This is a genomic window from Nocardiopsis sp. NPDC050513, from assembly GCF_044457925.1.
In the GTDB taxonomy this organism is placed as follows: domain Bacteria; phylum Actinomycetota; class Actinomycetes; order Streptosporangiales; family Streptosporangiaceae; genus Nocardiopsis.
Window position 1 is genome coordinate 419,661 of sequence record NZ_JBITHK010000004.1, and the last position, 24,900, is coordinate 444,560.

A 24,900-nucleotide genomic window follows, 5' to 3' on the forward strand; every position below is an offset into this window, starting at 1 on the left:
CCCCGGGCCCGGCGCCCGGCGGGGGGGGGGGCGGGGGCGGGGGGGGGGGGCGGGGGGGGGGGGCCCCCCCCCGCCCGGGGGTCACGCGTGGACCTGGGTGTTCTGGGCCGCGGTCAGGGTCCAGCGGCCGTCCTCCTCGGACATGACGTACAGGGGCGTGCCCTCGGGTTCGTCGGGGGCGGGGTCGCCGTCGCGGGTGAGGTAGCGCTGGCGGACCTTGACCGCGGCGACGTCGGGGCGGATGAACTGGACGTGTTCCACCTCGTAGCGGGGGAGCAGGTCCCGCATGGCGCCAGGGAGCACCTTGCGGGTGAACTCGGCGATCTCCTGGCGGCCGAACAGCCGCCTGCCGTGTGCCGTGGTCCAGATGGCGTCCTCGCGGAAGAGGGCGACGAAGGCGTCCACGTCCTCCTCGCGCTGTGCGCGTTCGACCTCGGCGACCACCGCCGCGATCGCCTCGGTCTCCGGCCGCAGGTCCTGGTCGTGTGTGTCGTTCATGGAACACATCCTGATACCTCAACCAATATTGATGTCAAGGCCGGGGCTCACTTTCCTCCCCGGGTCCGGCGCGCAGCGCTCTGGCGGTGAGGTCGGCCGGGCGCGCCCGCGTCGTCTCGCGCGGCGGGCCGCCCCGTGGTCTCGCCGCCGCGGGTCGGCGATAGCGTGGGTCGGGACCCGGGTGATGAGGAGGGGCGCGTGCGATTCGCGCTGGACGCACTGTTCGCCGACGTGTCCGCGGAGCAGGTCGATGAGGCCCGTGGCTTCTACGAGTCGAGGACGGCGGGCCGCGGGCCCGGCACGCTGGAGGAGCTCAGGGAGGCACGAGCGAAGAGGCCCGCGCCGCGTGCCGCCGATCCGCCTGCCGTCGAGGAGACGGTCCGAGCCGCGCGGAGGCGCGTGCCCGTCAGGGTCTTCACTCCTGTCGACGGCCCTCCACGGGGCGTCTACCTGGACATCCACGGCGGCGGCTTCTACATGGACTCCGCGGCGCGAGGAGACGAACGCAACCGGGAGCTCGCGGACACCCTGCGCCTCGCGGTCGTCAGCGTCGACTACCGACTGGCCCCTGAGCACCCCTGGCCAGCGGCTCCCGACGACTGTGAGGCGGCGGCGCTCTGGCTCGTCGAAGAAGCCGATGCCCGTTTCGGAACGTCCCGACTCGCGATCGGCGGGAGTTCCGCGGGAGCCACACTCGCCTTGGCGACACTGCTCCGGCTGAGGGACAGGGGCGCCGTCGGCCGCTTCACCGGTGCCGCGCTCCAGTTCGGCGCCTACGACCTGAGCGCACGGACCCCGGCCGGTCGCCGCATCGCGGACGAGTACTTCATCCAGGCGTACGCCGGCCATGTGGAGGACCGCACCCTTCCCGACATCTCTCCCGCCTACGGCGCCCTGCACGGGCTTCCTCCGACGCTGCTGATCGTCGGAGGCACGGACGTGCTGCTGGAGGACAACCTGGCGATGGCGGGTCGGTTGTCGGCGGCCGGCAACGACGTCGAACTCCGGGTCTACCCCGAATCACCCCATGGCTTCACGGGCCACCCCACGGCCGTGGCCAGGGCGGCGCTCAGCGGCGTCGACTCCTGGCTGCGGGACCGGATGAGGCGGTCGTAGGGACGGGCCGCGGTCCTGGAGGTGGTTCACAGGGGACGCGGCCTCGCGCGCCGCCGGTCCCCTGCGCCCCGGCGGCGCGGAACTACGCCTGATCGGCGAGCCAGGCCTCGAAGGTGGTCGGCGCGATGCGGGCGTCCTCGCCGGGAAGCAGGACGTTTCCGGCCATCTCCGTTCCGAACAGCCCCGACCACGTCGGAACGAGCGTGACCTCGCGGCCGCGCGCCCGGTGGGTGCGCCGTGCCATGTCGACCAGGTCCTGGGGAGCGGGTCCGGCCAGGTCGGGGTGGCGCTCCCGGGGTTGGCCCGCGGCGACCTCGGCCAGGACGTCGGCCACGTCGGCGGGGGCGACCGGCTGTACGAGCAGCGGGGGCAGCGCGGCGACGCCGTCCTGCTCGGTCCAGCCGGCGACCATGGCGGCGAAGTCGTGGAACTGGGTGGCCGGGACGATCGTCCACGGCACCGCGCCCCCGGCCACCAGGCGCTCCTGTTCGCGCTTGGCCGCGTAGTGCGGATTGCCCTCGACCCGGTGGATGCCCACGATCGACAGCAGTACGTGGTGGCGCACGCCCGCCCGCTCCTCCGCGGCGAGCAGGTTGCGCGTGACGGCGCCCAGGTAGTCCACGGCCCGCGACCGGTCGTTGAGCGTGGTGTTGGTGGCGTCGACGACCGCGTCGACGCCGACGAGGGTCCGGTCGAGGCCGTCCTCGGCGAGTAGGTCCACACCGAGGGAGCGGCTCAGGCCCACGACCTCGTGGCCGTCCCGCTTCAGGGCGGTGGCGGTGAGCGAGCCGATGTGGCCCGTTGCTCCGGCGACGGCGATCCGCATGGTGATCACTCCTCCTGTTGGCTGCCCCGAAGATTATCTCGGATAAAAAAGATCCGCAATATCTTCAATATGCTGGAGGGCATGAAGCTGCCTGTGAGTACCGAGTGGGTGTTGCACTGCGCCGCGTCGCTGGCGCAGCTCGAACCGGGGGAGACCGCGTCCGCGACCCGCCTCGCCGAGTTCTTCGACGTCCCCGCCGCCTACCTCGCCAAACAGCTCCAGGCGCTGGTGCGGGCGGGTGTGCTGGCCGCGACCACGGGACCGCGCGGCGGCTTCCAGCTCGCCGGGCCCGCCGCGGAGATCAGCCTGCTCCAGATCGTCGAGGCGGTCGACGGCGCCTCCTCGCCCTACGTGTGCCGTGAGATCCGCCAGCGGGGGCGCGGGGCGCTGCCGCCCGAGGACTGCCAGGACCGGTGCGTCCTGGCGCGGAGGATGGACGAGGCGCACGATGCCTGGCGCTCGAGCCTGGAGGGGGTGTCGCTCGCCGACATCCTCGGCGACATCCCCCAGGCCGCGCACGCCCGCACGCGCGCGCGTCTGCTCGGGCGGCGCTGACCTCCGGCGGCGCGCCGGAGCGACCGGCCGTGCGGGGGACGCGCGCCCGACGCGGTCGCGGGAGAGCGGCACGCTACGCGCCGGGGGCCTCCAGCCGTCTCCAGCCGCTCCCGACCGACCGGCGGCACCGGTCGGGGTCGTCGCCCGTGCTGACGTAGAGCGCGGTCAGCAGGGTGACGCCGTTGGCGAGGGTGTGGCGCGGCAGGGGACCGTTGGCGACCAGCGAGGCCAGCCCGTGCGCGACGGTCCAACTCTGGACCGCCAGTTCGCGCGGTGTGGTTCCCGCGCGGAACCGTCCGGCGCCGCGGCCCCGGTCGGCGGCGCGGTCCAGGTACTCCAGGGTCGCGTTCGCGGCCCGCAGGTCGGCCAGGTCGAAGCTCGCGTCGAACATGACCCGGTACAGGTCGGGGTGGTCCAGGGCGTTGCCGAGGTAGACGGCGACCAGGGCGGTCAGGTCCTCGACGGGGTCGTCTGTGGTGGCCAGCGTCGCGTACCTGGCGGCGAGGCGGGTGAAGCCCTCCTGGCGCAGCGCCTCCCACATGCCGTCCATGCCGCCGAAGTGGGTGTAGACGGCCATGGTCGACACGCCGGTCCCCGCCACCAGCGACCGCAGGGTGATGGGCTCGCGGGTGCGGAGCATGTGCGCGGCCCGCTCGATGAGCAGGGTGCGGACCGCGGGGTCCTTCGTTCTCGCCATGGCTCCAGGATACATAGCATAGCGATGCTATATTTATGGCGAAGCCCGACACGAGGACAAGGAGTCAGCATGATCGCCCTGATGGACCCCGAAGGACTGCCCAAGGTCGACCTCTACCGGCAGGTGTCCGTCGCCACCGGATCGAAGCTGGTGTTCGTCGCCGGGCAGATCGCCCGCGACGCCGACGGCAACAAGGTCGGCGAGGGAGACTTCGCCGCCCAGGTCGAGCAGTGCTACCTCAACCTCGGCACCGCCCTGGCCGAGGCCGGCTCCACCTTCGACGACGTGGCGAAACTGACCCTGTACGTGGTCGACTGGACCGACGACAAGATGCCCCTGTTCGTGGAGGGCGCCGCCCGGGCCGCGCGGAAGCTGGGCGTCAGCGTGCAGGCGCCGCTGACCGGAGTGGGCGTCACCGCGCTGGCCGAGCCCGACGTCATGGTCGAGATCGAGGCCACCGCGGTCATCGACGGCTGACCGGGCAGCCCGGTCAGGGGCGCAGCGCGCAGTCGCCGCACATCCCGTGGCCGGGCAGCCGGTAGTACAGGCAGCACGTCGTGCGCCGGAACACCGCCAGCCCCTGGTCGTCCACGCCCGTGTAGCCGCCGGTCCCGGCCAGCGCGGGGCGCTCCAGGAGCGTGCACGCCAACGCCTCGGCGGCCGGGCGCACGCCGGGTCGGTCCGCGCCCAGGGCCCGGACCGACCCGGCCAGGGCGGCGGCCGTGTTGCCGCGCAGCAGCCCCGGCGCCACCGTCCCGATCCGGCGCAGCACGCCCGCCACGCGCTCCATGACGCCGGTGACGACGGTCTCCTCCACCCAGTCCGCCACCGCCTCCTCCGGGGCGGTGGCGGCGTACTCCTGGGCCGTGCGCAGGACGACCGGGCCCTCGCGCCCGGGGTCGTAGTGGAACCGCGCGGCGTCCAGCAGCGCGCCGTGGCACAGGCCCGCGGCCACCACCGGAGACAGCAGGCGTGTGGCCAGACCCTGGTGGAAGATGGAGGCCGCCACGCGCCACTCCACGTCCTCGGGGTCCTGGTGGGACATCGCCGCGAGCTGGGCCCGGACCCGGTCGACCTCCCGCGCGATCGGCGTCCGGGCCGCGCCGCCCCCGTCCAGGGCGTCCCACCCCCGCGCGGGCGGCTCCTCCTCCAGTCGGAACAGCATGTTGATCCGTCCCACGTCGGCCAGGACCGGCCGCACCCGAACGCGTGCCACGCCTTCCCCTTCCCTTGACGGTGGTGCTGGTACCACCATGACTCCACGTGCTGATCGCCTCGCCGCGCGGGTCCCGGGAAAACTAGGTTGGTTCCCGTGACCGGCCACGACATCCCCACCGGCGCCGCCGACGGCGGGCCCCTGCCCTCCGCCCTGGCGAACCTGTCCCGGGTCGCCGAGGCCTACGGCGACACCTGGCGGGTCCGGCTGGTGGCCGTCCTGCACCTGATGACGTCCCTCACGCTGTCCCTGCTCTACCTGCTGCCGGGCCTGCTGCTCGTGATGTCGGCCACCTGGATCGGACTCACCCTCATCCTGCCCTGGGTGCCCGACTTCGTTCCGGCCGGGCGGCACCCCACCGGTGTCTCCCGGATCATCGCGGACGCGCTGTTCCTCCTCGCGCTGCCGGTCTCGGCCACCCTCCTGGCCCGGTTGGCCTGCCGTGTGCAGCGTGACCGTCTGGGCTCGGTGTTCGGGATCGTGGAGACCCAACCGCCCGACCCCCTGGACCCGGGCGGCCGCCTGGGACGGGGGTGGCGGTTCCTGTTCGGGCGCGACGCCTGGACGCACGTGGCGCGCAGCGTCGTCGCCGGCGTGCACGCCCTGCTGTCGGGCGCCCTGGCCGTGGCCCTGGTGGTGTGCGGCGGAGCCGGTGCGATGGGCGCGCTCCTGGGAGTGATGTACGCGCTGGTCCTCGGCGATCCGGGCGCGGTGGCCGGACTGCTGGTCGTGATCGTCGTCGGGCCGCTCGCGGCCCTGCTCGGACTGCGCCTGGCCCCCTACCTCGTGGCGACCGAGGTCATGCTCCACCGCGGCCTGCACTTCGACGCGCCCGAGGTCCGTGTCCGGCGCCGTCTGCTGCACGTCCAGGACAGCCGTCTGCGCATGGTCGACGCGGCCGAGGCCGAGCGGCGCCGCATCGAACGGGACCTGCACGACGGCGCCCAGCAGCGGCTGCTCGCGCTGTCCATGACGCTGACCCGCGCCCGTACGCAGTGGGCGCGCGACCCCGACCGCGCCCTGGCACTGGTCGCCGAGGCGCAGCGGGAGTCCAAGGAGGTCATGGAGGACCTGCGGCAGGTGGCCCGGGGTCTGCACCCGCGTGTGCTCACCGACCACGGTCTGCCCTCGGCGCTTCCGGTGGCGGCCGGCCGTTCACCGGTCCCGGTCGAGGTCGACGTGGAGTTGGACGGGCGGCCCTCCGCCCGGGCCGAGGGAGTGGCCTACCACGTCGTGTGCGAGGCGCTGACGAACGTCGCCAAGCACTCCTCGGCCACCCGGGCCACGGTCTCCGCCCGCCGCGTGGGGCGCCCGACCGCCCGAGGCGGCGGCCTGGTGCGGATCACCGTCTCCGACGACGGCTCCGGCGGCGCCGACCCCGAGGCCGGGACCGGTCTGTACGGGCTGTGGGACCGGGTGGACGCCGTCGACGGAACCCTGACCGTCCACAGCCCGACCGGTCAGGGAACCACCCTGACCGCCGACATCCCCTGGGAGGCGTGAACGTGCACGGCACGTCCAGTACGGGCGGGTCCCCGACGGGCCCGCGGGTCATCATCGCCGAGGACTCGGTGCTGCTGCGCAGCGGCATGGTCCGGCTGCTGGAGGACGCGGGGGTGGAGGTGGTCGACCAGGTGGGCGACGCCGACGCCCTGCTGGCCTCGGTGGACGCCCATCCCGACGTCGACCTGTGCCTGGTGGACATCCGTATGCCGCCCACCTACTCCGAGGAGGGCATCGAGGCGGGTGTGCGCATCCGCCGCACCCACCCGGAGGTGGCCGTCCTGCTGCTGTCGCAGCACGTGGTCAGCCGGTACGCGGCCGACCTGCTGGGCGGCGGCGCCGCCAAGGTCGGCTACCTGCTCAAGGACCGGGTCGCCGACATCGAGGAGTTCCTGACCGTGCTGCGGCGGGTGGCCGACGGGGGAGCGGCGATCGACCCCGAGGTGGTCTCCCAACTGCTCAGCCGTCGCCGCGACAGCGCCCTGGAGCGGCTCACCCCCCGGGAGACCGAAGTGCTGGAGGTCATGGCGGAGGGGCTCAACAACGCGGGGATCGCGGCGCGGCTGACCGTGACCGAGCGCGCGGTCGAGAAGCACATCCGCTCGATCTTCACCAAGCTCGACCTGGGCCAGGACGACCATGACCACCGCAGGGTCCAGGCGGTTCTGCGGTACCTGCGCGGCGCCGAACGGGCCTGACGCGGGCGACGAGGGGAGGGCCGCGGCCCTCCGGGAAGGGAATCGACGTGACTTTCAAGGCGCGGGGCCTGTACGCCTCGTCGAGCAAGGAGCCCGGCGGGTTCCGCGCGGGCCCGTGGATGCTGTTGGGCGCCGTGCTCGTGGTGGTGCTGATCGGCGTCACCGTGGTGTCGGTGCTGGGCAACGTGACCGTGGACCGCGACCGGCGCAGCGACACCGTCGGGGCGGCGGCGTTCCTGCGGATCGACAACGACACCGAGGGCGACGTGACCGTCAGCGCGGGGCCGGGGGACGAGGTGGTCCTGGAGCGGACGACGCGCTCGGGGCCGTTCCGGGAGCCGGAGGACGACGTCGAGCAGGAGGACGGCGGCACCTTCGTCGAGGCCGAGTGCGAGGGACTGTGGTTCCTGGGCGGCGACTGCGCGGTGGACTACGACGTGACCGTGCCCGAGGGGACCGAGGTGGCGGTCAGCACCGTCAGCGGCCGGATCCGGGTGGAGAACGTCGACGGCCGGCTGGACCTGTCGAGCACCAGCGGCGACGTGGTGGTGAGCGGCAATGTCGGCGACGTGGCGGCCTCCTCGACCTCCGGTGGCGTGGAGTTGTCCGGGGTGGAGGGATCGGTCGAGGCCGAGACCACCTCGGGAGGCGTCCTGGCCTCCGGGGCGGGGGAGTCGCTGAGCGCGCAGTCGGTCTCCGGGGCCGTCGACGTGTCGGGTTTCACCGCGCGGTCGGTGGAGGCGGCCTCCACCAGCGGCACGGTCGTCGTGGGCGGGGGCTTCGCCTCGGCGGAGGTGTCGACCACCTCGGGATCGGTCGAGGTCGCCACCGAGGACGCGTTCGACCGGTTGTCGGTGGACTCGACCAGCGGCGCGGTCCGGGTGCGCGTCCCGGACGGCGTCTACGCGGTGACCGGGGAGTCGACGTCGGGAGGGCGGGACATCGGTGTGGACACCTCCTCCGACGCCGAGGCGCGCATCGACGTCAACACGGTCAGCGGGTCGGTGAGCGTCCAGGCGGGGTGAGTCAGCGTTCGAAGCGCAGCGCCGCCCAGTCCGAGTCGATCCGGACCTGGGCGGTGCCGCGCCATCCGGCCTCGTGCAGCGGCTCCCACCCCTGGTCCGCGGTCAGGTCGGTGATGATGGTGCCGCCGCGTTGGGGAAAGCACATCCACAGCCGGGTGCGCGGCCCGGCCAGGTCGAGCGCCTCGGGGCCCTCGCGCCGGACGGTGCCGCGGTCCAGCGCGAACAGGTGGATGTCGTCGTAGTCGGCGCCCTCGACGGGACCCAGGTCGATGTGGACGTCCTGCGGCGGCTCCAGCAGGCGCAGGTAGCGTTCGGGCGCGTTGAGGACGAGCAGCCGGTCCCCGGGCAGCACCCCCAGCCTCTGGGCGAGCGTGTCCGACATTCCCCCTCCGTTCGGTCTCCCGCGCGAGCGGCCCCGCGACCCTCCCGTCACCGTACGGTTCCGGCGCGCCGATTCCGAGCGGCATCCCCCGGTCGACCGCGACATGACCGGGTTTTTAGGATTCCTGTAGGGCGGGCGGTGCGACGCGCTGGGGTGCGGTCGGGTCCGGGCAGGGCGTCGCCCCCGCGTCGGCTGGACGCGGGGACGGTGGGATGTCCGGTGTCAGCGGGCGAACTGCTTGAGTTCGTCAGTGTCCAGGGTGACCCCGGTGCCGGGGACGGCAACCTGTTCGCCGTAGGGGTGGGCGTTGCATTCCAGGTACTCACCGCCCAGGGGGCGGGAGTAGACGACCACGGCGTTCATCGTGCGGTCGACGCACACGTACGCCGGGATGCCGCTTTCTGCGTAGGCTGCGGGCTTTTCCACGCGGTCGCGGGCCTTGGTGTCCGAATCCCACGAGGTCACCTCGACGACGGCGAGAACACCGTCGGGGTCGGGATAGTCCTTGTGGCCTTTGAAGTTTCCTCGAGGTACCAGGACCCCGTCGGGCAGGGCCTGCCCCTTGCGGTAGGTCTCGACCTTCAGTCCCTGGCCTTGGAGTAGGTCGCAGTCAGCGCGCTGGATCAGGCACTGGCGGAACATCCACGCCATGATCTGGCTGTGGTCGCTGTCGGTCACCCGGTGAAGCCAGACCCTTCCGTGGATGAACTCGAGGATGGTGCCGTCGTCTTCGTATGCCTGTGCGGCCAGCCGTGCGAAGAGGTCGGGGTCTATAGAGGGTGGCGGGGGACGGTGTTCGGCGACGGTCATGGGTTCCCCTCCTAGGCGGCTTTGGCGGTGAGGGGTTGGACGGTGATGCCGACGCGGATGCGGCCTTCCGCGTGGGCGTCCAAGAGGAATTCGAGGACGCGCGCGGTGGACAGTCCGACCTGTTCGGAGAGGGCGCTCGCGCGTGTCCGGGCCTGGCGGCCGACGAAGGGGCTCTTCGAACTGCGGGTGCTGGCGGGCACGGCGGCTCCCCGGGGTTGCTGTGGAGCCATGGTAGGCATGCCCGTGCTCGTGGGCAAAGCTGACCTCGTGTGTGCATTGCAGGAAGTACTGGCAACGAGCGGCGTCCCCGGGTCGACCGCGGCACGGCCCGGTTCCTAGGATTCCGGTATGGCAGACGGTGCAACGCGCTGGGGCGTGATCGGAACCGGTGGGATCGCCCACTCCTTCCTCGAGGCGCTGCGGGCCACGCCGACGGCGCGGGTCACGGCGGTGGCCTCGCGTTCGGCGGAGCGGGCCGGGGAGTTCGCGGCGATGTGGGGGATCCCCCGGAGCCACGGGAGCTACGAGGAGCTGGCCCGCGACGCGGACGTGGACGTGGTGTACGTGGCCACCCCGCATCCGTGGCACCATCCGCACACGCTGATGTGTCTGAACGCGGGCAAGCACGTGCTGGTGGAGAAGCCGATGGCGCTCAACGCCCTGCAGGTGGCGGAGATGGCAGCGGCGGCGCGGGACCACGGCCGCTTCCTGATGGAGGCGATGTGGACGCGCTACCTGCCCGCCTACCGGTGGGCGCGGGAGCTGGTGGCCGACGGCGCGGTCGGGCCGCTGCGCTCGCTGTCGGCGGAGTTCGGGATCAACGTGCCCTTCGACCCCGACCACCGGCTGTTCAACGCCGACCTGGGCGGTGGCGCGCTGCTCGACCTGGGCGTGTACCCGCTGGCGTTGGCCGGTGACTTCCTGGGGGAGCTCACGGTGGTGGGGGCGACCCGGCGGTTGTCGCCCGACCGGATGGTGGACACGCACACGACCGTCCTGGTCCAGGGGCGCGACGGGGCGTCGGGGACGCTGGGCTGCGCGTCCCGGTCGACGCTGCCCAACCGCGCGGTGCTGGTGGGCGCCGAGGGATGGCTGGAGATGGAGCGCGCGTGGGCGCCGACCGAGGTGGTGCTGCACCGCGACGGCCGCGAGCCGGAGGCCTTCCACCGGCCCTACCGCGGCAACGGGTACGTGCACGAGGCCGAGGAGGTGGCGCGGTGTGTGGCCGAGGGCCTGTCCGAGAGCCCGGACATGCCGTGGTCGGAGAGCCTGCGCCTGGCCCGGGTCATGGACCTGGTCCGGGACGTCGGCGTCCTGGCGCACGACACGGCCGACGGCGCACCGGCCGGGCGGTGAGGGCGGCTCAGAGCAGCCCCGAGGCGCCCGCTCCGGTGGGGGTGGCGGACTCCGGTGTGCGCGGCTGGGAGTGGTGGACCCGCGGGTGGCGGCGGACGCGTGCGCGGACGTGACGGGCGGCGGCGATGCGGGCGAGCACGTGGACGTTGGTGCGCGCCACGACCAGGACGGCGTCCCGGGGTCCGACCGCGTCGTCGAAGTAGCCGTCGATGCCGGTGTCGCCGCAGCGCGGCCGGACCCCGTAGATGTCGCCGTCGAACATGCGGTAGGCGTCGCGGACGACCAGGGTGTCGGGGTGCAGGCGCGGGCCGTCGCCCAGCCAGTCGGCGGCCTCCCCGGCCAGGCGCCGGACCAGGCCGGGCAGGGGGCGGTCCCGGTCGGGGAAGACGCGGTGCGCCCCGATCCCCTTGCGCCAGCCCGCGTAGACGGCCGGGTGGCGGGTGCGCAGGACCACGTAGGTGTTGGACAGGGGGTGGGCGAGCACCTCGCGGGTGAGGAAGTGGGTCATCAGCGCCGTGGACAGGCCGAACCGGCGGTGGGCGGGGACCACGCCGGCGGCGTCCAGGTACAGGGAGCGGCGTGCGGCCAGCCGGAGCCGGTGGTAGCCGCCCCAGCCGACGGGAGCGCCGTCGGGGCCCAGGACGAGGGCCAGGGTGGTGATCTGGTCGAAGAAGCCGGCCTGGACGCGGGTGCGCCAGTAGCCGGAGTGGTCGGCGCCGAAGGCGCGTTCGGCCAGTCCGCGCAGGGTGGCGTGGAGGCGGTCGCGGCTGTGGGCGCAGAGCGCGTCGGGACGGTCCCAGCGGGCGACGCGGTAGCCGGGGCTCAGGTCGTGGACGGTCGGCGGGCAGCTGAGGTCCCGGAGTTCGGGGCACGGGAGTTGGACGGACACGCACAGCCTGCTTTCGCTACTCTTCGGATTCAAGCGATTCCCTAACGTAGTGGACCGGTGTGCGCGCGTGGGGTCATTTCGCCGAGTCCGGCGCGGATCAGCGGCTGGCGGCGCGGTGGAGACGCGTGGCCAGGCGGGCCATGTGCTCGCGTAGCTCGTCGGGTTCCTCGACCTCCATGTCGATGTCGAGCATGCCCAGATAGCAGGCCATCTGCAGGTAGGAGTGCCCGGCGCACACCAGGACGCAGCTGGCCTGGTCCACCGGCTCGATGGTGCCGAACCACTCGCCCGCGCGGCGTCGGGCCTCCTCGGCGGACACGGACAGGCGGATCCGCGCCTGGTGCGGCCACATGTGCAGGTCCATCCGCTCGGCCAGATAGGCGGCCACGCCCTGTTCCGGGGGGTCGCGGGGAGGGACGCGCGGCCCGGTGGGCGTCAGCGGCCGCATCCGGTCGACGCGGAAGGTGCGCCAGTCGTCGCGGTCGTTGTCCCAGGCCACCAGGTACCAGCGGCGCCCCCGCGCGACGAGGCGCAGCGGTTCGACGATGCGGCGGGAGGGGCTTCCGTCATGGCGTTCGTAGTCGAATCTGAGCCGTTCGCTGTCACGGCAGGCGGAGGCGATCAGGGCGAGGGTGTCGGCGTCGACGGTGGGCCCGCCGGAGGGCATGGGGACGGTGAAGGAGCCCAGGGCGTCGACCCTGCGGCGCAGGCGGGAGGGCAACACCTGGAGGAGTTTGGCCAGGGCACGGACGGAGGTCTCCTCGATGCCCGACACCCCGCCCTGGGCGGCGGTGCGCAGTCCCACGGCGACGGCCACGGCCTCGTCGTCGTCCAGCAGCAGGGGCGGAAGCGCGGCGCCCGCGCCGAGTTGGTAGCCGCCGCCGGTGCCCATGGTCGCCTGGATGGGGTAGCCGAGTTCGCGCAGGCGGTCCACGTCGCGGCGGATCGTGCGCGGGCTGACGTCGAGCCGGTCGGCGAGGTCGGCGCCAGGCCACTCCCTGCGCGTCTGGAGCAGGGACAGCAGGCGCAGCAGGCGGGTCGAGGTCGCTTGCATCGCGGTTCCTCCCGGGCGGGGCGGCGGGGAGGCCCGGCGCGCGGGCCTCCGGCGGATATCCGCAGTCTGCCAGCACTGGAGGACGACTTCTGTCCTCCAGTGGGTCGGTCCCGCCGCCTCGCGCACCGGTTCAGGCGGTGACCGCGACCGCCTCGACCTCGACCAGCTGGTCGTCGTAGCCGAGGGCGGCCACGCCGAGCAGGGTGCTGGGGGCGTCGTGGTCGCCCATGTGGGCCCGGACGACGTTCCACGCAGCGACCAGGTCCTCCTGGCGCGAGGAGGCCACGTACACCGTCGTCTTGACGATGTCGGTCAGGTCCGCGTCGACGCCCTGGAGCGCCGTGCGCAGGTTGCGCATGACCTGTTCGGCCTGGCCCGCGGGGTCGCCCGCGGCGACGGTGGCCCCGTTCTCGTCCAGGGGGCAGGCTCCGGCGGTCCACACCACGCGTGCGGTCGCGGGGGCCGAGGCCGCGTAGGCGTAGTCCACGTGCTCGGTCAGGCTCTCGTTGCGGATCAGGGTGACCGCGCTCACCATTCCACCTCCGTGTCGTCGTTGACTGCCAGGACAACGGAGGGCGTGGCGGAGTGGTTCCGCGGTCGGGATGCGGACGCGGTCGGGGGTGAGCCGCTCGGAGACGGCGTCGGCCACGGGTTCCTTTGATCTGACTACTGATTGTGAGAGGAGTGCTACCTCGTGTAGCTTTGCCGAAGACTTGCATCCCCCTTGACACGCACGGAGAACGGCCCGGTCACCGGATTTCCCGACCTGGCGGCCAGGTCACGCCCGTCTTGGCCCCATGAGGAGTGCATTGGAACCCGAAACGCCCCCCACGGCCTCGATGGGAGTGACGGCCGCGTTGCGCCAGGCGGCCGCGCCCGCTTCCCCGCCCGAGGTACCAGCGATCCGGGCCGAGGGGCTCGTCAAGACCTTCCCCGGCGTCGAGGCCGTCCGGGGGTTGGACCTGCTCGTGCGCCCCGGGGAGATCTTCGGCCTCCTGGGGCCCAACGGCGCGGGCAAGTCCACCACCGTCGCCATGCTCTGCGCGCTGATCCGGCCCACCTGCGGGGGGCTGTGGGTGGCCGGGCACGACGTGCGCACCCGACCGGCCGCCGTCCGCCGCTCGATCGGCGTGGTCTTCCAGGAGACGACCCTGGACGACAGGCTCACCGTCGAGGAGAACCTGCGCGTCCACGCCGTCCTGCACGGGGTGCCGCGCCGCCGGGCCCGGGAGCGCGTCACCGCGATGCTCGCCCTCACCGAACTGGCCGACCGGCGCCGCAGCCTGGTGGGCACGCTGTCGGGCGGGATGAGGCGCCGCCTGGAGATCGTCCGCGGTCTGCTGCACGGGCCCCGGGTGCTGTTCCTGGACGAGCCGACGGTCGGCCTGGACCCGCACAGCCGGGCCGAGGTCTGGCACCACGTGCACCGGATGAGGCGTGAGTCCGGCGTCACCGTGCTGCTGACCACCCACCACCTGGCCGAGGCCGACCACTGCGACCGGCTGGCCATCCTCGACCGGGGGCGCGTGGTCGCGCTGGGCTCGCCCGAGGGCCTGCGGGCACGCATCGGCCGCGACAGCGTCCGGGTGCGCACGGACTCGCCCGACCGCGACGCCCGCGTGCTCGCCGACGCCCTCGACGTGCGCCCCACCGTGGTCGAGGGTCAGGTGGTGGTCCAGACCGGGGACGGCGCGGCGATGCTGCCGCGGATCGTCACCGCCCTGGAGGGCGCGGTCGTCTCCGCGACGGTGTCACAGCCCAGCCTGGACGACGTGTTCGCGCACTACACCGGCCGCAGCATGCGCTCCCCGGCCGCGGAGGGGAGGACCCCGTGATCGCCGTGCGCGAGGTCGGGCCGCGGTTGGCCGCCGAGGCGCGCGCCGTGGGCGCCGTGTGGCAGCGGGAGATGATCACGTTCGGACGCGAGCGGCTGCGGCTGGTGATCAGCCTGCTGCAGCCGCTGCTGATCCTGGTCTCGCTCGGGATCGGGCTGGGGGCGGTGGTCCCGGACGGGGAGTCGGGCGTCGGCTATGCGACCTTCCTGTTCCCGGGGGTGCTGGTGGTGGCGGTCCAGGCCCCCGCGTTCGCGGCGGGCGCCTCGATCCTGTGGGACCGCGAGTCCGGGTTCCTGCGGGAGATGCTGGCGGCTCCCGTGCGCCGGGAGTCCCTGCTGCTGGGCAAGGTGCTGGCGGGGACGGCCACGGCGACGTGCCACGGGGCTGCGCTGCTGGTGTTCGCGGGCGCCGCGGAGGTGCCCTACGACCTGCTCCTGCTGTTGTCGTTCGTGGCCGTGCTGGCGCTCGCGGCGTTCGCGATGACCTCGCTGGGCGCCCTGCTCGCGGTGTCCCTGCCTGGTGCGCAGACGTTCCAGGCCGTCACCGGGCTGCTCCTGGGCCCGCTGGTGTTCCTGTCGGGGGCGTTCTTCCCGCTCAGCGGTCTGCCGCCCTGGTTGGACGCGCTGACCGGGCTCAACCCCCTGACCTACGCCGTGGACGCCGCGCGGCGCGTGCTCACCGCCCACCTGCCCGGACAGGCGCCGACGGGGCTGTTCGCGGGGCTGGAGGTCTGGGGGTCGCGGGTTCCGCTGCCGGTCGAGTTGGCCGCGTTGGCGGGATTCGGGGTGCTGTGCCTGTTCGTGGCGGCGCGCCGGTTCTCCCGGCCCGACCACTGAGGCGGCGCTCGCCCGCTCAGGTGTCAATTTTTATTGACAGTCGATGCGTGTCAACTTATATTGACACTGTGGCTGAGAGAACCGACCCCGTCGACCCGGAGACCGGACTGAGAGCCGTCGCCGCGCTGCGCAAGCTCGCCGACCACCTGGAGGCGCTGCACGTCCGCGACGCCCGCGCCCGGAACTGGTCGTGGCAGACCATCGCCGACGCGCTGGGGGTCACGCGCCAGGCGGTCCACCAGAAGCACGCACGCCGCACCCAGGACTAGGAGGAGACGATGTTCGAGCGTTTCACCAAGGAGGCACGGGAGACCGTCCGCGGCTCCGTCGCGTCGGCGGCCGACCGGGGCGAGGACAGGGTCGGCCCCGGGCAGCTGATGCTCGCCCTCGCGGACCGCGCCGACAGCACCGGAGCGCGGATCCTCGCCGACCACGGCATCACCCGCGACGCCCTGGGGGGAGCCGGGCGCCAGGACGGGCCCGCCGGGCTCACCGACGACGAGATCGCGGCCCTGCGCTCCGTGGGCGTGGACACCGACGCGGTCTTCCGCAGGATCGAGGAGTCCTTCGGCCCGGACGCCCTGCGTCCGGACCCCTCGGCGCGGCGCTCCCGCAAGCGGGGGCGGCTCGGCGGCGCCTTCGACGCCGAGGCCAGGAAGGTCCTGGAGCTGAGCCTGCGTGAGTGCCTGGCCCTCAGGCACAAGGCGATCGGCACGGGCCACATCCTGCTCGCGCTGTTGCGCCAGGGCCTCCCCGAATCCATGGCCGCGGTGGTCGCCGAACACGGTCTGACCTACGAGGAGGCCCGTCGGCACGTCCGGGCCGCGCTCGACGACGCCGCCTGACCCCACGGGTCCGCGGGCCGGGCCGCCGGGCTCACCGTCCGGGCACGAGCACGCTCAGACAGGTGACGCAGCCCTCCATCCTCTCGAACTCCGAGACGTCCACCGGCAGGACCCGCCAGTGGTCGGCGGTCAGTTCGTGGATGGTCGCGTGCGCGGCGGCGCTGACCAGTACGTCCCTTCCGCCCAGGGGAAGGACGTGCGCCCCCGGCTCCTCGGGGGCCCGCCGGATCGGCGGCAGGGCCCCGGCGTCCACGAGCTCGGGCAGGCCGATCAGCGTTCCGTCGGGCAGCGCGGTCACCGCCGACTTCAGGTGCAGCACCGACCCCAGCGCGACCCGGCGGACCTCCCGCCCCAGCGGTTTGAGCAGCCGTGCCAGCTGGCCGGCGCCCTCGGCGTTGGTCCGACCGCCCACACCGACGTACACGGTCTCGCCCACCTGGAGCACGTCGCCGCCGTCCAGCGTGCCGGGGGCCTCCACGCGCGCGACCCGGAGGCCGAGCGACCGGACCGCCGCCTCCACGCCCTCGACCTCGCCCCGGCGCTCCTCGGCGCCGGGGCGGGTCAGCACCGCCAGATCCTCGCAGACCACCACGGCGTCCTCGACGAACACGGAGTCGGGCAGGTCCGGCGCGGGCTCGGCCTCGACCACCCGCCAGCCGGCCGAGGCCAGCGCCTCCTGGTAGATGACGAACTGGCGCATGGCCAGCACGGGATCGACCGGCGAGCGGGGAACGTGGGTGACGATGCCCTGTTCCATGCGGGGGCTGGGCCTGCGGGTGAGCGCCAGACCGGGGCTGGTGTGTCCGTCCACGTGGCCTCCCGGGATGCGGTGACGGGGTGCGGGAGAGCTCAACGTACCGCGCGGTCCGCCCCGGTTCCCGGACGCGGCACGCGGGTCGTCCGTCTTGTCCGCGACCCGCTCGCGCGGCAGGGTGGGCACATGGACGTGATCGTTGTCGGCGGCGGAATCGTGGGGATGAGCGCGGCCTTCCACCTGGCCAGGAAGGGCGTGTCCACCGCGCTGGTGGACGCCTCGCACTCGGGGCAGGCCACCTCGGCCGGGACCGGGGTCGTGTTCCCCTGGCCGTTCCCCTGGGACACGCCGGGCTCGTGGGAGTTCAAGGCGCGGGCGGCCGCGCACTACCCCGCCCTGATGGCCGAGCTGGCCGAGGACGGGCAGGTGACCGGTTACGAGGCGGTCGGCGGGATGTCGGTGGACCGGGAGGGGGGCGACGCCGGGTACGACCTGGTGCGATCCCTGGCCGGACGGCCGGAGTTCGCCACCATGGGGCGGGTGGAACGGCTGTCCCCGGGGGAGGCGACCCGCAGGTTCCCGCTGGTGCCCGAGGACTACGGAGGCGTGTACGTCGAGGGGATGGCGCGGCTGGACGGGCGCCGGGCGCGCACCGCGCTGTTCAACGCGGCCGAGGAGCGGGGGCTGCGGTACCACAAGGGCGACGCGCACCTGGCGTGGAACGGGCACCGCGTGACCGGGGTGCTCGTGGGCGGCGAGCAGCTGGAGGCCGACGTGGTCATCGTCGCCGCGGGGGCGTGGTCGGCGCGGCTGCTGACGATGGCGGGGGTGGAGTTGCCGGTGTTCCCGGTGCGCGGGCAGATGACGCACTTCGCGCTGCCGGGGCGCGACACCCGTGCCTGGCCGGTGGTCCGCTTCGGGGAACGCGAGTACTACGTGTGCGCCTTCGGCCCCGACCGGGTGGTCACGGGCGGGACGGTCGAGCCCGACGCGGGGTTCGACCGCAGGGTGACCGCGAGCGGGCTGCTGCACAACCTGTCCACGGCGGTGGAGGTCCTGCCGGGGTTGGCCGAGGCCTCGGTCGTGGAGACGCGGGTGGGCTTCCGGCCGGGCACGCACGACGGCCGCCAGCTGCTGGGACGGGTCGAACGGCTGCCGGGGGTCGTGGTCGCGACGGGGCTGGGAGCGGAGGGCCTGACGTTCGGGCCCTACCAGGGGTTGGTCGCCGCCCGGTTGGCGATGGGCGAGGACCCGGGATGCGACCTGGCGGAGTTCCGGCCCGATCGCCCCCAGGAAATGTGACGCGAGTCACAGTAATTCATGCCCATTCCCATTTGACATTTCCGCGAAAACGCTTGCTAGAACTTGAGTTCCGCCCTTGAGAATACCGGGCCGAACAGCTATTCTAAGGAGTTTTGGTGAGCCAGAGAACGCCCGTCCGCCACCTTCGTGTCACCGCGTCGCGCCACCTCACCCCGCACATGGTGCGGGTGACCTTCACCGGGGACGATCTGACCTCCGGTTTCCTGGGCGGGCCTGACCAGCAGGTCAGGCTCTACTTCCCCCGCGACGGCCAGGAACGGCCCCGCATGCCCAGGGCCGACGGCGACCTGATGTCGTGGTACGAGGCCTACACCGCCCTGCCGGACGACGAGCGCCCCTGGATGCGCGCCTTCACCGTGCGCGGCCACGACCCCGAGCGGGGGACCCTCGACATCGACTTCGTCGTGCACGGCGACGACGGGCCCGCCACGCGCTGGGCGCGCCGGGTCCGGCCGGGCGCGGTCCTGGGCATGGTCGGCCCCTCTCCCGAGTACGCCCTGCCCTTCGACACCGCCACCCCCGACGGTCTGCTGCTGGCCGGCGACGAGACCGCCCTGCCCGCCATCGGCACTCTGCTGGAGAGCCTGCCGGAGGGGCGGCGCGCCCTCGTCCTGGTCGAGGTCCGCGACGCGGGTGAGGAACTGCCCCTGCCCACCCGCGCCGACGCGGACGTGCGGTGGATCCACCGCGGCCAGGCCGCGCACGGGGACCGCCTGGTGGTGGCCCTGCGCGCCGCCGACCTGCCCCCGGGCAGGGTGGGCGCGTGGATCGCGGGGGAGGCGGGCATGGTGCGTGCCCTGCGCCGCCACCTGGTCGGCGACCGTCGGATGAATAGGAAGGACGTCGACTTCACCGGGTACTGGCGGCGGACCCTGACCCAGGACGACGCCCCCACCGGTGAGGACATGGCCGACGCGCGCGAGAAGGTGGCCCTGCACCAGGAGGTGTGAGGCCGACGCGGCGTCAGGGCGCGGCTCCACCGGTTCGGGGCGCGCGTTCGCCAGGATGGCCTGGTGGGAGTGCGCGCCGCGGAAAGGCGGGACCGGTGGAGCCCGAGACCCTGACGAGTCTGACCCCGATCCTGGTCATCCTGACCGCGGCGGTCGCGGCGCCGCTGGCGGTGGACGTGCTCGCCCGCTGGGTGGTCCTGCCGGGCGTGGTGTTGGAGATCGCCCTGGGCGTCCTCATCGGCCCGTCGGGGCTCGGTGTGGTCGAGGAGACCGCGGTCGTCACGGCCGCCTCCAGCATGGGACTGGCCCTGTTGATGTTCATGGCCGGTTACGAGATCGATGTGACCAGGGTGACGCGAGGGACACTGAGCCGGGCGGGTGCGGCGTGGGCGGTCACCCTCGGCCTGGGGCTGGGGACGGCCTGGCTGATGATCGGGTGGTCGCAGGCGACGCTGATCATCGGTCTCGCGCTGACCACCACGGCATTGGGGACCGTGCTGCCGATCCTGCGCGACTCCGGAGTGCTCGGAACGGGCCTGGGGGCGCGTGTACTCGCCTCGGGGACGGTGGGGGAGTTCGCGCCCATCGTCGTGATCTCGCTGCTGCTCAGCGGCTACCGTCCCCTGACCGGGTCGCTCCTCCTGCTGGCCTTCTTCGCCGTGGCCGCGCTGGCGGTCTGGCGGACGAGCCGGGGGACACCCGCGCGGGTCCAGCGGCTGGTCCGGGTGACGCTGGGCACCAGTGCCCAGATGGCGGTCCGGCTGTGCCTGTTGATCGTGGTGTTCATGCTGTGGGTGTCCACCGAGTTGGGCCTGGACAGCGTGCTGGGGTCCTTCGCCGCGGGGATCGTCGTCCGGATCATGCTGTTCGCCAACCACCCGGGGGAGGTCGAGCAGGTCGAGACGCGCATGACGGCCGTGTCCTACGGCCTGTTCATCCCGATGTTCTTCGTGGTGACCGGGGTCCGGTTCGACCTTGAGGCGCTGGTGGAGGACTGGGGCGCGATGGCGACCGTGCCGCTGTTCGCGCTCCTGTTCCTCCTGGTGCGGGGGCTTCCCGTGTGGCTGCTGTGCCGCAACGGACTGAACCGCCACGAGGGCCTGGCCCTGGGGCTGTTCGCCTCGACGGCGCTGCCGCTGCTGGTGGTGCTGACCACGATCGGGACCCGCGCCGGTGACATGAACTCGGCGCACGCCGCCGCGCTGGTCGGCGCGGGCATGGTCTCGGTACTGCTGTTCCCCCAGGTCGGCCTGGCTCTGGTCGGGCGCGAGCGGGTGCGGAAGGAGTCGCACGCCGCCGACGGGTAGCGGCGACGCGACGCCCAGGTCCGCGAACGCGGCGGTGGGCGCGCCGGGCGCGGCGGCAAGGCTGCTCCATCCCGAGCCCAGGCCGTCTGGTGCCCTCATGCGCTCACGGGTATCCGAGCAGGCCCCTCGCACACCCGTCCGTGTGCGTTCGGCTGTCCGACGCCGTCAGGCCTGGAGGATGTCAGCGCGGGAGAGGGCGCGCTTGAGCAGACCCTGAAGCGCGTCCTGCTCGTCCTGCGTCAGGCCGGCGAACAGGGGTTCCTCGGTCAGGACCTTCAGCAGCCGTTCCCGCAGCCCGGCGCCCTCCGGGGTCAGGACGAGCTGCTTGGCCCGGCGGTCGGTGGGGTGGGGACGGCGCTCGATCAGCCGCAGGGTCTCCAGCTTGTCGATCACGACGGTGGCGTTGGACGGTTCGCAGCTCATCCGCCCGGCCAGCTCGCGCATGGTCATCGGACCGGTCATCTCGCGCAGGGCCGAGGCCTGCGCGACGGTCAGACCGAGCCCGGTCACCCATTCGCGCATGCGCGCGTTGCTCTGCATGTCCAGGTCGTGCACCAGCTTGCCCAGCTCCCATTGCGCTTCCGCCTGCGCCTGCGTCATCGCCATGCCTCCAGACTAGCGGACTGCTTCAACCCATGATAGATATGACTTTAAGCATTAAAGTCATATGCATTGGAGGAACCTCATGATCCTCAACCTCACGGGCAGGACCGCCGTCGTCACCGGCGCCAGCCGGGGCATCGGACTGGCCACCGTCCGGACCCTGATCGACGAGGGCGTCCGCGTCGTGGGCGCCGCGCGCACCATCACGCCCGAACTGAAGGAAACCGGCGCCCACACCGTGTCGGCGGACCTGAGCACCGCGGAAGGCGTCGCCGCCCTCATCGACGGCGCCCTGGCCGAACTGGGCGGCATCGACCTCCTGGTGAACAACGTGGGCGGCGGGGACGAGGCCGTCATGGGCTTCCTCGACGCCGACGACACCCAGTGGACCCGCATGTTCGACATCAACGTGCTCGCCACCGTCCGCGCCACGCGCGCGGCCCTGCCCAGCCTGATCGAGCGCCGCGGGGCGATCGTCAACATCTCCTCCACCGTCGCCCGGATGCCCCTGGGCGTCCCGGCCAGCTACAGCGCCGTCAAGGCGGCGGTCACCGCGCTCGGCAAGTCCCTGTCCGAGGAGTTCGGCCCCCAGGGCGTGCGCGTGAACACCGTCTCCCCCGGCCTGGTCCGCACCACCGTTTACGAGGACCCCAACGGCCCGGTCGCCCAGATGGCCACGGCAGCAGGTGTCAGCCTCGCCGACTTCGTCCAGCAGATCGCGAAGTCCCAGAACATCACGACCGGCCGCATGAGCGAAGCCGAGGAGGTCGCGGCCCTGGTCGCATTCCTGCTGTCCGACGTGGCCGGCAACATCACCGGCGCCGACTACATCATCGACGGCGGCACCATCAAGACGGTCTGAACCAGCTATCGAGCCCGCCTCGGCGGCGCGCGGAATCCAGCACTTCAACCCATGAACATGGAGGTCAGACCCATGGCTCACGTCGTCGTCGCGTCCGCCGAGCGCACTATTGACGCTCCCGCGGACGAGGTTTACCGGTACCTGGCGGACATGCGACTTCACTCCCGGTTCCTGCCGCCCCCCTTTTACGACTTCCGCGTCGAGGAGGGCGGCGTGGGAACGGGCAGCGTCGTCCGGTTCAGGATTGACTTCGCCGGGGGCGTCCGGGAGCTTCGGATGCAGGTCACCGCGCCGGAGCCGGGCCGAACCCTGGTCCAGACCGACACAGGCGGCTCCGGCCTCGTGACGACGTTCACCGTGACCCCGCAAGGCGAGCGAGCGCTGGTGAACATCACCTCCCGTTTCGATGGCGAGACCGGCGTCGCCGGCTTCGTCGAGCGGATCATCGCGCCGCGCAGGTTGCACCGCGTCTACGTCAGGGAACTCGTCCGCCTCGACGCCTATGCCCGCGAGCAGCGCGTCGGTCAGTAGCGGCACGTCGGCCGGAACGGGCCCGCGGCCTCACGGCTTGCGGGACGATCCGCGCCGGTCACCAGTTATCAAGGAATAGGAGTTCAACCATGAAAATGCTCACCTTCAAGACCACGACCCATCAGGCGAAGCCTGCCCGTATCGGCGCGCCGATCAGCGCGGCGGCCATGGAGTCCGTGATCGACGAGCCAGGGCCGGTCGAGGTCAAGACGATCGGCGCGGACTGGGAGGCATCCATCACGGGGCTGCTCAACATCAAGCACCCGAAGGCCGTTGCGGCGGGGATCACCGACCACAAGGAGCCCATCAAGATCTACGCCCACGTCGTGCGGCACCCGACGCAGGGTTTCTTCCTGGTGGACACGGGTGTTTCCCGGCGGCTGGTGGAGGACCCCGTGGGCGTGGGGGTCGGAATGATGCTCAGGAAGTACGGAGGCATCGAGAAGATGCGCCCACAGCGGAGCACCGCGGAGATCATCGAGGCTGAGGGAGTTCCTCTGAACGGGGTCTTCATGACCCACCTCCACCTCGATCACGTTTCCGGGCTCCCGGACGTTCCCAAGGACGTCCCCATCTACACCGGCGCCGATGAGGCGGAGGCATCGCTGTTCCTGAACCTGTTCGCCCAGGGAACGAACAACCACCTCCTGGCCGGACGGCCGCCGCTCGAGGAACTCCAGTTCACGAAGGACCCGGGCGGAAGGCTCGAAGGGGTCAACGACGTGTTCGGCGACGGCTCGTTCTTCGCGATCCTGACCCCGGGCCACACCGCCGGACACGTCTCCTACCTCGCCCGCACCGCAGAAGGCGCCGTGCTCATGACCGGGGACGTCTGCCACACGCGCTGGGGTTGGGACAACGGTGTCGAGCCCGGAACCTACCTGCAGGAGCGCGAACCCAGCATCAAGAGCCTGCTCGCGCTGAAGGCGCTCAGCGACCGCCACCCGAACATGGTCGTGAGGCTGGGCCATCAGGAGTAGGCGGCGCGGACCAGGGCGACGACGCGGGCGCCGACGAGGAGTGCGCATCCCAGGGCGGCGACGGCCAGGAGAGCCATGACGGTCGGGTAGAGGTAGGAGACCTGGATCCAGGCGACGTCGCGCCCCCGGTACAGGAGGCTGACGATCCGGTGGACCACGGCGAACAGCAGGAACGGCAGGGCCAGCGGTAGGAGCCGCACCACGGCGAGGCTGAGCCGCTCCGCTCCGCGCCGCGTCGCGCCCAGCGACGCGAACGGCGCACACCGCGCCAGGTCGCCGCGGCGGTGAGCGCGGCCAGGAGGAGGAAGGCCGCGTCTGCCCACACCAGCGCCGTTCCCGGCACGGGCTCGGGCGGTTCCTCCTCCAGCAGGGCGATCAGCGCGGCGCCGACGGCCTGGGCGTCCCCGTAGGCCATGCCGGTGTTGGCCATGACCGCGACGCCGTGCCCGGTATCGGGGAGGAGCGCCTGGTAGGCGGTCGACGTGAACAGGTCACCGCCGTGTTCGACGATCGGCGCGCCCGACGGGGTCTCGCCCACCGACCAGCCCAGGGCGTAGGAGCCGGACGCGGGTGAGGGGGTGTGCGCCAGGGCTAGGGTCCGGGGTGAGGCGATGCGGGTCCCGTCGGGCCCCCGGCCGCCGTTGTTCTGCGCGACCAACCATGCGGCCATGTCGTCGGCGGTGCCGATCATGCCGCCGGAACCGTTCCCGAAAGCGGGCGGTTCGGGCGCCGCCACCGGGTGCCCGAGGACCTTGAGGTGCCCGTGCCCGCTGGCGGGAAGGTCGCGCTCGGTGTCGACCGTGGTGCTGTCGTGCATCCCGAGCGGGTCGAGGACGGACTCCTGGAGCTGTTCGGCGAACGGCCGGTCGGTGACGACCTCGACGAGCCGGGCCGCGACCTGGAAGTTGGGGTTGTGGTACTCGTGGCGCGCACCGGGATCGGCGGCCAGCCGGCCGGTGCGCATGCTCGCCACGGCCTCGCGCAGGGTGGCAGGTTGGTCGCGCGTGAAGGCGGGGAACGTGGTGTCGGACATCCCTGAGGTCTGGTCGAGGAGTTGGCGCACGGTGATCCGCGCGGCCCGGGGGTCGGCCATGGTGAACTCGGGAAGGTAGGTCACCACGGTCTCGTCGAGGTCCACCTCGCCCGACTCGGCCAGCTGGAGGACGGCCATCGCGGTGAAGGACTTGCTGACCGAGGCCAGGGCCATCGGGGTGTGCGCGGTGACGGGCCGGCCCGAGGGCGTGGTGCCGTAGCCCCGCGCGTGGACGACGCGCGTGCCCTGGGTGACGGCCACGGCGACGCCGGGGACGCCCGACGCCTCCTGGTACTCGCGCACGACCGTGTCGATTGCGGCGGGCGTCGGTGCCTCGGTGCAATCGGCACCCGCCGGAGGCACGGTGGTTGCCGAGAGCACGGCCGCGAGGACCACGGCGGCGCGAAGTGCGGCGC

Annotated in this window: 30 protein-coding genes; 17 read left to right on the top strand and 13 right to left on the bottom strand. The window is 72.6% G+C overall.

Features of this window, described 5'->3' with window-relative positions:
- Nucleotides 1-81: 81 nt before the first annotated feature.
- Nucleotides 82-498 (bottom strand): SgcJ/EcaC family oxidoreductase, encoded by a 417-nt coding sequence (locus ACIBFB_RS09855; RefSeq protein ID WP_397228253.1) that lies wholly within the window; start codon nt 496-498, stop codon nt 82-84.
- Between the two features lie 198 nt (nt 499-696).
- Here ACIBFB_RS09855 and ACIBFB_RS09860 point away from each other — a divergent pair, with 198 nt between their 5' ends.
- Nucleotides 697-1,614, top strand: coding sequence for an alpha/beta hydrolase (locus ACIBFB_RS09860; RefSeq protein WP_397228255.1), 918 nt, complete (start codon nt 697-699; stop codon nt 1,612-1,614).
- 82 nt (nt 1,615-1,696) lie between these two features.
- Here ACIBFB_RS09860 and ACIBFB_RS09865 read toward each other — a convergent pair whose 3' ends face one another.
- The gene (locus ACIBFB_RS09865; RefSeq protein WP_397228257.1) at nt 1,697-2,440 is read right to left on the bottom strand and encodes an SDR family oxidoreductase; all 744 of its coding nucleotides are present in this window, start codon (nt 2,438-2,440) and stop codon (nt 1,697-1,699) included.
- 81 nt (nt 2,441-2,521) lie between these two features.
- Between ACIBFB_RS09865 and ACIBFB_RS09870 the strand changes: the two genes are divergently transcribed.
- Nucleotides 2,522-2,995: an RrF2 family transcriptional regulator gene (locus tag ACIBFB_RS09870; RefSeq protein ID WP_397228259.1), complete on the top strand. Its 474-nt coding sequence runs from the start codon at nt 2,522-2,524 to the stop codon at nt 2,993-2,995.
- 73 nt (nt 2,996-3,068) lie between these two features.
- Here ACIBFB_RS09870 and ACIBFB_RS09875 read toward each other — a convergent pair whose 3' ends face one another.
- On the bottom strand, nt 3,069-3,692 hold the full coding sequence (locus ACIBFB_RS09875; protein WP_397228261.1) for a TetR/AcrR family transcriptional regulator: 624 nt from the start codon (nt 3,690-3,692) through the stop codon (nt 3,069-3,071).
- 69 nt (nt 3,693-3,761) lie between these two features.
- On the opposite strand from ACIBFB_RS09875, the gene ACIBFB_RS09880 reads away from it, so the two are divergent.
- On the top strand, nt 3,762-4,169 hold the full coding sequence (locus ACIBFB_RS09880; protein ID WP_397228263.1) for a RidA family protein: 408 nt from the start codon (nt 3,762-3,764) through the stop codon (nt 4,167-4,169).
- A 13-nt stretch (nt 4,170-4,182) separates the two neighbouring features.
- Here ACIBFB_RS09880 and ACIBFB_RS09885 read toward each other — a convergent pair whose 3' ends face one another.
- Entirely contained in the window at nt 4,183-4,908 is a 726-nt protein-coding gene (locus ACIBFB_RS09885) for a (2Fe-2S)-binding protein (protein ID WP_397228265.1), read from the bottom strand.
- Between the two features lie 96 nt (nt 4,909-5,004).
- Between ACIBFB_RS09885 and ACIBFB_RS09890 the strand changes: the two genes are divergently transcribed.
- Genes ACIBFB_RS09890 through ACIBFB_RS09900 form a run of 3 tightly spaced genes read left to right on the top strand, consistent with a single transcriptional unit; the run spans nt 5,005 to nt 8,134 of the window.
- On the top strand, nt 5,005-6,411 hold the full coding sequence (locus ACIBFB_RS09890; RefSeq protein WP_397228267.1) for a sensor histidine kinase: 1,407 nt from the start codon (nt 5,005-5,007) through the stop codon (nt 6,409-6,411).
- A complete protein-coding gene (locus ACIBFB_RS09895) occupies nt 6,399-7,109 on the top strand; it encodes a response regulator (RefSeq protein WP_397228465.1) in 711 nt (236 codons plus the stop codon). Before ACIBFB_RS09890 ends, ACIBFB_RS09895 begins: the two co-directional genes overlap by 13 nt.
- Before the next feature lie 47 nt (nt 7,110-7,156).
- Nucleotides 7,157-8,134 carry a DUF4097 family beta strand repeat-containing protein gene (locus tag ACIBFB_RS09900; protein ID WP_397228269.1) on the top strand — a complete coding sequence of 326 codons (978 nt, stop codon included), beginning with the start codon at nt 7,157-7,159 and terminating at the stop codon, nt 8,132-8,134.
- A 1-nt stretch (nt 8,135) separates the two neighbouring features.
- On the opposite strand, the gene ACIBFB_RS09905 is transcribed toward ACIBFB_RS09900, so the two are convergent.
- From ACIBFB_RS09905 to ACIBFB_RS09915, 3 genes are all read right to left on the bottom strand, one after another.
- A complete protein-coding gene (locus tag ACIBFB_RS09905) occupies nt 8,136-8,516 on the bottom strand; it encodes a hypothetical protein (protein WP_397228271.1) in 381 nt (126 codons plus the stop codon).
- A gap of 222 nt (nt 8,517-8,738) precedes the next feature.
- Complete coding sequence (locus ACIBFB_RS09910; RefSeq protein WP_397228273.1) at nt 8,739-9,326, bottom strand: Uma2 family endonuclease; 588 nt, start codon at nt 9,324-9,326, stop codon at nt 8,739-8,741.
- An 11-nt stretch (nt 9,327-9,337) separates the two neighbouring features.
- Entirely contained in the window at nt 9,338-9,526 is a 189-nt protein-coding gene (locus tag ACIBFB_RS09915; protein WP_397228275.1) for a hypothetical protein, read from the bottom strand.
- Nucleotides 9,527-9,674: 148 nt separating this feature from the next.
- On the opposite strand from ACIBFB_RS09915, the gene ACIBFB_RS09920 reads away from it, so the two are divergent.
- A complete protein-coding gene (locus ACIBFB_RS09920; protein ID WP_397228277.1) occupies nt 9,675-10,682 on the top strand; it encodes a Gfo/Idh/MocA family protein in 1,008 nt (335 codons plus the stop codon).
- Nucleotides 10,683-10,689: 7 nt separating this feature from the next.
- Here ACIBFB_RS09920 and ACIBFB_RS09925 read toward each other — a convergent pair whose 3' ends face one another.
- The 3 genes from ACIBFB_RS09925 to ACIBFB_RS09935 all read right to left on the bottom strand — a co-directional run bounded on the left by ACIBFB_RS09925 (nt 10,690) and on the right by ACIBFB_RS09935 (nt 13,160).
- Complete coding sequence (locus ACIBFB_RS09925) at nt 10,690-11,571, bottom strand: GNAT family N-acetyltransferase (protein ID WP_397228279.1); 882 nt, start codon at nt 11,569-11,571, stop codon at nt 10,690-10,692.
- 97 nt (nt 11,572-11,668) lie between these two features.
- Nucleotides 11,669-12,625: a helix-turn-helix transcriptional regulator gene (locus ACIBFB_RS09930; RefSeq protein WP_397228281.1), complete on the bottom strand. Its 957-nt coding sequence runs from the start codon at nt 12,623-12,625 to the stop codon at nt 11,669-11,671.
- Nucleotides 12,626-12,755: 130 nt separating this feature from the next.
- Nucleotides 12,756-13,160: a RidA family protein gene (locus tag ACIBFB_RS09935; RefSeq protein ID WP_397228283.1), complete on the bottom strand. Its 405-nt coding sequence runs from the start codon at nt 13,158-13,160 to the stop codon at nt 12,756-12,758.
- A gap of 274 nt (nt 13,161-13,434) precedes the next feature.
- Here ACIBFB_RS09935 and ACIBFB_RS09940 point away from each other — a divergent pair, with 274 nt between their 5' ends.
- The 4 genes from ACIBFB_RS09940 (at nt 13,435) to ACIBFB_RS09955 (ending at nt 16,141) form a co-directional block, all read left to right on the top strand.
- Entirely contained in the window at nt 13,435-14,460 is a 1,026-nt protein-coding gene (locus ACIBFB_RS09940) for an ATP-binding cassette domain-containing protein (protein ID WP_397228285.1), read from the top strand.
- Nucleotides 14,457-15,296, top strand: a complete 840-nt coding sequence (locus ACIBFB_RS09945; protein WP_397228287.1) for an ABC transporter permease — start codon at nt 14,457-14,459, stop codon at nt 15,294-15,296. The genes ACIBFB_RS09940 and ACIBFB_RS09945 overlap by 4 nt, the downstream gene beginning before the upstream one ends.
- 68 nt (nt 15,297-15,364) lie before the next feature.
- A complete protein-coding gene (locus tag ACIBFB_RS09950; RefSeq protein WP_397228289.1) occupies nt 15,365-15,565 on the top strand; it encodes a helix-turn-helix domain-containing protein in 201 nt (66 codons plus the stop codon).
- 9 nt (nt 15,566-15,574) lie between these two features.
- Complete coding sequence (locus tag ACIBFB_RS09955) at nt 15,575-16,141, top strand: Clp protease N-terminal domain-containing protein (RefSeq protein ID WP_397228291.1); 567 nt, start codon at nt 15,575-15,577, stop codon at nt 16,139-16,141.
- Nucleotides 16,142-16,172: 31 nt separating this feature from the next.
- Here the strand turns inward: ACIBFB_RS09955 and ddaH are convergent, their stop codons facing one another.
- On the bottom strand, nt 16,173-16,952 hold the full coding sequence (gene ddaH, locus ACIBFB_RS09960) for a dimethylargininase (RefSeq protein ID WP_397228293.1): 780 nt from the start codon (nt 16,950-16,952) through the stop codon (nt 16,173-16,175).
- 129 nt (nt 16,953-17,081) lie between these two features.
- Here ddaH and ACIBFB_RS09965 point away from each other — a divergent pair, with 129 nt between their 5' ends.
- From ACIBFB_RS09965 to ACIBFB_RS09975, 3 genes are all read left to right on the top strand, one after another.
- Nucleotides 17,082-18,197 (top strand): NAD(P)/FAD-dependent oxidoreductase, encoded by a 1,116-nt coding sequence (locus ACIBFB_RS09965; protein ID WP_397228295.1) that lies wholly within the window; start codon nt 17,082-17,084, stop codon nt 18,195-18,197.
- A 116-nt stretch (nt 18,198-18,313) separates the two neighbouring features.
- Entirely contained in the window at nt 18,314-19,168 is an 855-nt protein-coding gene (locus ACIBFB_RS09970; protein WP_397228297.1) for a siderophore-interacting protein, read from the top strand.
- A 95-nt stretch (nt 19,169-19,263) separates the two neighbouring features.
- The gene (locus ACIBFB_RS09975; RefSeq protein WP_397228299.1) at nt 19,264-20,475 is read left to right on the top strand and encodes a cation:proton antiporter; all 1,212 of its coding nucleotides are present in this window, start codon (nt 19,264-19,266) and stop codon (nt 20,473-20,475) included.
- A gap of 165 nt (nt 20,476-20,640) precedes the next feature.
- Here ACIBFB_RS09975 and ACIBFB_RS09980 read toward each other — a convergent pair whose 3' ends face one another.
- Nucleotides 20,641-21,081 carry a MarR family winged helix-turn-helix transcriptional regulator gene (locus tag ACIBFB_RS09980; protein WP_397228301.1) on the bottom strand — a complete coding sequence of 147 codons (441 nt, stop codon included), beginning with the start codon at nt 21,079-21,081 and terminating at the stop codon, nt 20,641-20,643.
- Nucleotides 21,082-21,160: 79 nt separating this feature from the next.
- On the opposite strand from ACIBFB_RS09980, the gene ACIBFB_RS09985 reads away from it, so the two are divergent.
- From ACIBFB_RS09985 to ACIBFB_RS09995, 3 genes are all read left to right on the top strand, one after another.
- Complete coding sequence (locus tag ACIBFB_RS09985; protein ID WP_397228303.1) at nt 21,161-21,940, top strand: oxidoreductase; 780 nt, start codon at nt 21,161-21,163, stop codon at nt 21,938-21,940.
- A gap of 51 nt (nt 21,941-21,991) precedes the next feature.
- Nucleotides 21,992-22,471: an SRPBCC family protein gene (locus ACIBFB_RS09990; protein WP_397228305.1), complete on the top strand. Its 480-nt coding sequence runs from the start codon at nt 21,992-21,994 to the stop codon at nt 22,469-22,471.
- Nucleotides 22,472-22,560: 89 nt separating this feature from the next.
- Nucleotides 22,561-23,451, top strand: coding sequence for an MBL fold metallo-hydrolase (locus ACIBFB_RS09995; RefSeq protein WP_397228307.1), 891 nt, complete (start codon nt 22,561-22,563; stop codon nt 23,449-23,451).
- On the opposite strand, the gene ACIBFB_RS10000 is transcribed toward ACIBFB_RS09995, so the two are convergent.
- Complete coding sequence (locus ACIBFB_RS10000) at nt 23,402-24,787, bottom strand: serine hydrolase domain-containing protein (RefSeq protein WP_397228309.1); 1,386 nt, start codon at nt 24,785-24,787, stop codon at nt 23,402-23,404. The two genes, ACIBFB_RS09995 and ACIBFB_RS10000, sit on opposite strands and share 50 nt — an antisense overlap.
- Between the last annotated feature and the right edge of the window lie 113 nt (nt 24,788-24,900).

Excerpts from the sequence above, each read along its gene's own strand:
- ACIBFB_RS09855 (WP_397228253.1), bottom strand. The coding sequence starts at position 498 with ATGAACGACACACACGACCAGGACCTGCGGCCGGAGACCGAGGCGATC.
- ACIBFB_RS09865 (WP_397228257.1), bottom strand. The coding sequence starts at position 2,440 with ATGCGGATCGCCGTCGCCGGAGCAACGGGCCACATCGGCTCGCTCACC.
- ACIBFB_RS09870 (WP_397228259.1), top strand. The coding sequence starts at position 2,522 with ATGAAGCTGCCTGTGAGTACCGAGTGGGTGTTGCACTGCGCCGCGTCG.
- ACIBFB_RS09875 (WP_397228261.1), bottom strand. The coding sequence starts at position 3,692 with ATGGCGAGAACGAAGGACCCCGCGGTCCGCACCCTGCTCATCGAGCGG.
- ACIBFB_RS09880 (WP_397228263.1), top strand. The coding sequence starts at position 3,762 with ATGATCGCCCTGATGGACCCCGAAGGACTGCCCAAGGTCGACCTCTAC.
- ACIBFB_RS09905 (WP_397228271.1), bottom strand. The coding sequence starts at position 8,516 with ATGTCGGACACGCTCGCCCAGAGGCTGGGGGTGCTGCCCGGGGACCGG.
- ACIBFB_RS09910 (WP_397228273.1), bottom strand. The coding sequence starts at position 9,326 with ATGACCGTCGCCGAACACCGTCCCCCGCCACCCTCTATAGACCCCGAC.
- ACIBFB_RS09920 (WP_397228277.1), top strand. The coding sequence starts at position 9,675 with ATGGCAGACGGTGCAACGCGCTGGGGCGTGATCGGAACCGGTGGGATC.
- ACIBFB_RS09930 (WP_397228281.1), bottom strand. The coding sequence starts at position 12,625 with ATGCAAGCGACCTCGACCCGCCTGCTGCGCCTGCTGTCCCTGCTCCAG.
- ACIBFB_RS09935 (WP_397228283.1), bottom strand. The coding sequence starts at position 13,160 with ATGGTGAGCGCGGTCACCCTGATCCGCAACGAGAGCCTGACCGAGCAC.
- ACIBFB_RS09955 (WP_397228291.1), top strand. The coding sequence starts at position 15,575 with ATGTTCGAGCGTTTCACCAAGGAGGCACGGGAGACCGTCCGCGGCTCC.
- ACIBFB_RS09965 (WP_397228295.1), top strand. The coding sequence starts at position 17,082 with ATGGACGTGATCGTTGTCGGCGGCGGAATCGTGGGGATGAGCGCGGCC.
- ACIBFB_RS09980 (WP_397228301.1), bottom strand. The coding sequence starts at position 21,081 with ATGGCGATGACGCAGGCGCAGGCGGAAGCGCAATGGGAGCTGGGCAAG.
- ACIBFB_RS09985 (WP_397228303.1), top strand. The coding sequence starts at position 21,161 with ATGATCCTCAACCTCACGGGCAGGACCGCCGTCGTCACCGGCGCCAGC.
- ACIBFB_RS09990 (WP_397228305.1), top strand. The coding sequence starts at position 21,992 with ATGAACATGGAGGTCAGACCCATGGCTCACGTCGTCGTCGCGTCCGCC.
- ACIBFB_RS09995 (WP_397228307.1), top strand. The coding sequence starts at position 22,561 with ATGAAAATGCTCACCTTCAAGACCACGACCCATCAGGCGAAGCCTGCC.